General features: G+C 72.6%; 3 protein-coding genes. 2 read left to right on the top strand and 1 reads right to left on the bottom strand.

Features of this window, described 5'->3' with window-relative positions; translation table 11 throughout:
- Positions 1-75 precede the first annotated feature (75 nt).
- On the top strand, positions 76-1,680 hold the full coding sequence (lnt, locus tag P1P70_RS42320; RefSeq protein WP_319247485.1) for an apolipoprotein N-acyltransferase: 1,605 nt from the start codon (positions 76-78) through the stop codon (positions 1,678-1,680).
- Here the strand turns inward: lnt and P1P70_RS42315 are convergent.
- Positions 1,601-2,509 carry a Gfo/Idh/MocA family oxidoreductase gene (locus P1P70_RS42315; RefSeq protein ID WP_319247483.1) on the bottom strand — a complete coding sequence of 303 codons (909 nt, stop codon included), beginning with the start codon at positions 2,507-2,509 and terminating at the stop codon, positions 1,601-1,603. The genes lnt and P1P70_RS42315 overlap by 80 nt on opposite strands.
- Before the next feature lie 73 nt (positions 2,510-2,582).
- Here P1P70_RS42315 and P1P70_RS42310 point away from each other — a divergent pair, with 73 nt between their 5' ends.
- Positions 2,583-3,095: a DinB family protein gene (locus P1P70_RS42310; RefSeq protein WP_319247481.1), complete on the top strand. Its 513-nt coding sequence runs from the start codon at positions 2,583-2,585 to the stop codon at positions 3,093-3,095.
- Positions 3,096-3,377: the final 282 nt, after the last annotated feature.

Here is a 3,377-nt window from a genome sequence, read left to right as displayed (position 1 = left end):
CTCCCAGGCCCTCTGTCGGAGATCGTCTCCGGCGCGCACACTGGAAGGACTCACCGGTGGGGAGGGAGGCGCTGGATGCGAACGGCGGCGGACTGGGTGGCCTCCCCGTGGCGGCGGCGCACGGCGGACCGGACGGCCTCCCCGTGGCGGCGGCGCGCGGCGCTCGTCGTGGCCGGCGCCCTGCCCGTGCTCGCGTTCCCGGCACCGGGCCTGTGGTGGTTCGCGTACGGGGCGCTGGTGCCGTGGATGCTCATCGTCCGCACCGCCCCGACCGGCCGCCGGGCGCTGTACGACGGCTGGCTGGGCGGATGCGCGTTCATGCTGGCCATGCACCACTGGCTGCTGCCGAACCTCCATGTGTTCACCTTCGTCATCGCCGGCCTGCTGGGCGCGCTGTGGGCGCCCTGGGCCTGGCTGGTGCGCCGGTTCCTGGCCGGGACGCCGTCGCAGGGCCGGGTCGCCGCCGCGCTGCTCGTCGTTCCGTCGGGCTGGCTCGTGATCGAACTCGTCCGCTCCTGGCAGGGCCTCGGCGGGCCGTGGGGTCTGCTGGGGTCCAGCCAGTGGGAGGTGGAGCCCGCGCTGCGACTGGCCTCGGTCGGCGGGGTCTGGCTGATCAGCTTCCTGGTGGTGGCCGTCAACGTGGCGGTCACCGTGCTGGTCGCCGTACGCCGGTCGCGGACGCCGGCGCTCGCCGGCCTGGTGGCGACGGCCACCGCGACCTCTGCGGTGTGGCTGTGGTCGCCGCGCCCCGACGTCCGGGACGAGGCGCGGATCGCCGTCGTGCAGCCCGGGGTGACCGACGGCCCCGACAACCGGTTCGACCGTGAGGAGGCACTCACCCGACGCCTCGCCGGGCGGGAGCTCGACCTGATCGTGTGGGGCGAGAGCAGCGTCGGACACGACCTCGCCGACCGCCCCGATCTCTCCGACCGGATCGCCGTGCTGGCCCGCGAGACGGACACGAACATCCTGGTGAACGTGGACGCCCGCCGCTCCGACCGCCCTGGCATCTACAAGAGTTCCGTGCTCGTGGGGCCCGACGGCCCGACCGGCGACCGCTACGACAAGATGCGTCTGGTCCCCTTCGGCGAATACATACCCTTGCGCTCGCTGCTCGGCTGGGCCACCTCCGTCGGCGAGGCGGCCGGCGAGGACCGCAGGCGTGGCACCGAGCAGGTCGTGTTCGACTCCGGCAAGGGGCTGCGGATCGGCCCGATGGTCTGCTTCGAGTCCGCGTTCCCCGACATGAGCCGTCATCTCGCCCGGGACGGCGCCGAGTTGCTGCTCGCGCAGTCGGCGACCTCGACGTTCCAGCAGAGCTGGGCCCCCGAGCAGCACGCCTCACTGGCGGCACTGCGGGCCGCCGAGACCGGCCGCCCGATGGCCCACGCGACCCTGACCGGCGTCTCTGCGGTGTACGGCCCGGACGGCGGGCCGGTCGGCCCCCGGCTCGGCACGGACGAGAGCACGACGGCGGTGTACGACGTGCCGCTGGCCGGCGGCACGACACCCTATGTCCGCTTCGGGGACTGGCCGGTGGACGCGGCGCTGCTGACCCTGCTCGCCTGGGGCGCCTTCGAGGGCGTACGGGCCGTACGGCTCAGGCGGCGGAGCGGTCCTCCACGGCCCGCACCACCCGCTCACACAGCTCATGGGTCGCCAGCGCGTCCCGCGCGCTGAGCACCCTGCCCGCGCGCACCGCGTCGAGGAAGGCGAGCACGGCCTGCTCGATGCCGCGCTGCCGGGCCACCGGCACCCAGTCGCCCCGCCGCCTGATCGACGGCTGTCCCTTGTGGTCGACGACCTCGGAGAGGTTCACGACCTGTCTCTTGGTGTCCTGTCCTGAGACCTCCAGGATCTCCTCCGCCGAGCCGCTGAGCCGGTTCATGACACCGAGTGCGGTGAAACCGTCGCCGGAGAGCTGGAGCACGACGTGGTGCAGCAGTCCGTCCTCGGTCCGGGCCCGTACGGTCACGTCCTCGATCTCGCCCGGCACCAGGAACCGCAGGGTGTCCACGACGTGGATGAAGTCGTCCAGGACCAGCGTGCGCGGCAGCTCGGGCAGACCGATGCGGTTCTTCTGCATGAGGATCAGCTCGCGCGGGTGGTCGGCGCACTGCGCGTACCCGGGCGCGAACCGCCGGTTGAACCCCACGGCGAGCCCGACGCCGCGCTCCTCCGCGAGCCGCACGAGCCGTTCCGAGTCGGCGAGTTCGTACGCGAGGGGCTTGTCGACGTACGTCGGCACACCCGCCTCCAGCAGACGGGCCACGATCTCGGGGTGGGCCGCGGTGGGCGCGTGCACGAAGGCCGCGTCGAGGTCCTGGGCCAGCAGCCCGTCGAGGTCGGTGTGCCGCCGGCCGGGCGGGACGTGGAGGCTGTCGGCGACGCGGGTGAGGGTGGCGGGCGTCCGTGTCTGCAGATGGAGTTCGAGCCCCGGTTGGGTGCCGAGCACCGGCAGATACGCCTTCCGCGCGATGTCGCCGAGCCCGATGCAGCCGACCTTCACAGGGGTCTCCCGTCCACGGTGTGCCGTCGAAATGCCTCGTCGGCAGCATACGGGGGCTGCGAGGATGGCCGGCATGACCGACCTACGCACCGAACCCACCGTCACCGCCGACGAACGGACCATGCTGGAGGGCTGGCTCGACTACCACCGGGAGACGCTCGCGCTCAAGTGCGAGGGCCTGGACGACGACCAGGTGCGAACCGCCTCGGTGCCGCCCTCGCAGCTCTCCCTCCTCGGACTCGTACGGCACATGGCGGAGGTCGAGCGCATCTGGTTCCGCAAGGTGCTCGTGGACGACGACCAAGGGCCGATCTACTTCAGCGAGGCGGACCCGGACGGGGAGTTTCATCCGACCGAGGCGGACACCTGGGAGGAGGCGTACGGCACCTGGCAGGCGGAGATCGCGATCGCCCGCCGCAACGCCGGGGCCTTCGCCCTGGACGATGTCGCCAAGGCCGTGCACCCGCGGTCGGGCGAGACACCGAGCCTGCGGTGGCTCTACACCCACATGATCGAGGAGTACGCGCGGCACAACGGTCACGCGGACCTGCTCCGGGAGCGCATCGACGGGGCCACCGGGTACTGACCGGGGGGCCGGGGCGAGCGGCCGGAGAAGCAAAAGCCGGAGCGGCGGGAGGTCCGGGGAGCCGGGGCCGAAGGCCGCGCTTCCTCCGAGGTACGGCGCGTGGCGTCGTCCGGGGGCCGCAGGCGTCACCCATGTGGGGGCATCATTCGTCCGCACTCTCCCCAAAGCGTCACGGACACAGCAGAGTTGCGCGCGTGCATCGACCGACCACCACCGCAACGCTCCTGGTCACCGTGGCCGTCTCGGCTCTCACCGGCTGCGTGACCACGCCCCACCCGCCCC

The organism is Streptomyces sp. MB09-02B (genome assembly GCF_033794485.1).
Taxonomy (GTDB): domain Bacteria; phylum Actinomycetota; class Actinomycetes; order Streptomycetales; family Streptomycetaceae; genus Streptomyces.
Note: the sequence above shows the minus strand (reverse complement) of the source record. Positions and strands in the feature narration are given on the sequence as shown.

Bases quoted from the DNA above. Each gene is read 5' to 3' on its own strand.
- lnt (WP_319247485.1), top strand. From the start codon at position 76: ATGCGAACGGCGGCGGACTGGGTGGCCTCCCCGTGGCGGCGGCGCACG.
- P1P70_RS42310 (WP_319247481.1), top strand. From the start codon at position 2,583: ATGACCGACCTACGCACCGAACCCACCGTCACCGCCGACGAACGGACC.